Source organism: Candidatus Saccharimonadia bacterium (genome assembly GCA_035544015.1).
Lineage (GTDB): Bacteria > Patescibacteriota > Saccharimonadia > UBA4664 > UBA4664 > UBA5169.
This window is the reverse complement of sequence record DATKIP010000013.1, coordinates 1-2,047: the sequence shown is the minus strand read 5'-3', so window position 1 is coordinate 2,047 and position 2,047 is coordinate 1. Positions and strand designations below refer to the sequence as shown.

The window sequence follows — 2,047 nt, the reverse complement described above, 5'->3', positions numbered from 1 at the left end:
CTCGGAAAGCGATTTCGATCGTCGTTTTCGTCGATTAGTCAGAGCCTGTGTTTCAGCGAATCCTTGAGGGACTATGATGAAACGTTGAAGAGCTCCGGCTGCAAGTCGCGCGCGATATTGAAGCTATGCGCATGCACGCCTGGCGCGTGCGGAAATCGCATCGACCCGGGCCGATCGATCCAGCGCGACGAAGACACTCTGAATCGGAGCGGGCATCCACAGGCATCGTCTGGCGGGACAAGCACTACAATGAATGTGGAGCAACCCGAAACGGTGGTCGAGCGCGATTGGGAAGGGCGAGAAAGGTTAGCATGCCGCGATCGGGAGGCGGGTGCAGAGTGACATCGACAGGCACGTCGCCGCACGGCGCGCTTACGAGCAGGCTCTCGCTCGGGTGACTGCGATCGAAGACGGAAACTTGCCAACGGCGCAGATCGCGGAAGCGCACTTGAAAGCCTTCGTGGCGTACACCGAAATGACGGAGGCGGCCCGCAACGTGCTCGTGGTCATGCCGACCGATCTGAAAGCGCTCGTCGACCCGTTGCTATATTGCTATATCTGGAGAAGAACTTCCGCGTGTTGCCGCCAGAGATCGCCTGTGGCGCAGCAATGGCTAGTCGTCCGCTTCAATTAATTTGAAGGGACGGTCTTTTTGTGATTCGATTCCGTTGCAACACGGGCGACGGAGACGATGATGGCTGCCAGGGAGATTTCGGTAAAGAAGTATGTTGTGCGGCTGAGCGACGAGGAACGCGAACGGCTTGAAGCGTTGATACGGAAAGGCAAAAGCCCGGCCCAGCGGCTGCTGAAGGCGCGAATATTGTTGAAGGCCGATGTCTCGGAAGCCGGTGCAGGCTGGAGTGACAGCCGGATTATCAAGGCTTTAGACACCAGCGTTTCCATGGTTTACCGGGTGCGCAAGCAACTGGTGGAAGAAGGCTTCGAGGCGGTGTTGAGCCGCAAGCAACGGGCGACACCGGCGGTTGCGCGGATTTTTGACGGCGAGAAGGAAGCCAAACTGATTGCACTGGCTTGTTCCAAGCCGCCCAAGGGGCGCGCACGCTGGACGCTGCGGCTGTTGGAAAAAAAGGTCGTGGAGCTCCAGATTGTCGATCGTGCCAGCGACTCAACGATCGGAAGGACGCTTAAAAAAACATTCTCCAGCCCCATCGCCGACAGTGCTGGGTCATTCCGCCGAAGGCCAATAGCGCGTTCGTAGCCGCCATGGAGGACGTGCTGGCCGTCTACACGCGGCCGCACGATCCTGATTGCCCGCTTGTGTGCCTGGACGAGACTTCAAAGCAACTGCTCGCGGAAACGCGGGTGCCGATCCCGATGAAACCGGGACGTCCGGCCCGTTGCGATTACGAGTACGAGCGCAACGGCACCGCCAACCTCTTCATGATGTTCGCGCCGCTCGAGGGCTGGCGCCACATCAAAGTCACCGATCGCCATACCGCCGTGGACTACGCTCATGTCTTGAAAGACCTGGCCGATGTCCATTTCGCCAACGCCAGGACCATCGTTCTGGTCCAGGACAATCTCAACATCCACAGCAAGGCGTCACTCTACGAAGCCTTTCCTGCCGCCGAAGCCAGGCGCCTGGTCGAGCGCTTCGAATGGCACTACACCCCAAAGCACGGCAGCTGGCTCGATCTGGCGGAATCCGAACTCGGCGTCCTGTCGTCCCAGTGCCTCGACCGCCGGATCCCCGACAAGCAAACCCTCATCGAGGAGGTCGCCGCCTGGGAGCACGACCGCAACGCCAACAAAACCAAGGCCAACTGGCACTTCACAACACCCAATGCTCGTATCAAACTCAAGCACCTCTACCCCTCAATCTGAATGAATCGGGCGACTAGGCCGGGACGACCTAACACCTACACCTCCAGCACCACTGTCACGGGCACGTGGTCCGACGGCCGCTCCCAGCTGCGGGCGTCGCGGGTGATGCGAAAATCCTGCACGGAGTCCTTCAGCGCGCGCGAGACCCAGATGTGGTCGAGGCGGCGGCCGCGGTCGCCGACGGTCCAGTCGGCGGCGCGGT

3 protein-coding genes are annotated in these 2,047 nt (G+C 60.1%); 2 read left to right on the top strand and 1 reads right to left on the bottom strand.

The window, feature by feature from the left end; all coding sequences use genetic code 11:
- Positions 1–331: 331 nt before the first annotated feature.
- Together VMT30_01935 and VMT30_01930 are read left to right on the top strand one after the other, a co-directional pair.
- Positions 332–634: a hypothetical protein gene (locus VMT30_01935; GenBank protein HVQ43703.1), complete on the top strand. Its 303-nt coding sequence runs from the start codon at positions 332–334 to the stop codon at positions 632–634.
- 60 nt (positions 635–694) lie between these two features.
- Positions 695–1,845, top strand: a protein-coding gene (locus VMT30_01930) for an IS630 family transposase (GenBank protein ID HVQ43702.1) whose coding sequence is annotated in 2 segments (ribosomal slippage) — positions 695–1,157 and positions 1,157–1,845 — 1,152 coding nt in all. Because the reading frame shifts where the segments join, the coding sequence is not laid out codon by codon here.
- Between the two features lie 35 nt (positions 1,846–1,880).
- On the opposite strand, the gene VMT30_01925 is transcribed toward VMT30_01930, so the two are convergent.
- Positions 1,881–2,047 (bottom strand): exodeoxyribonuclease III (locus VMT30_01925; protein HVQ43701.1); only part of this gene is annotated, 167 nt, incomplete at its 5' end.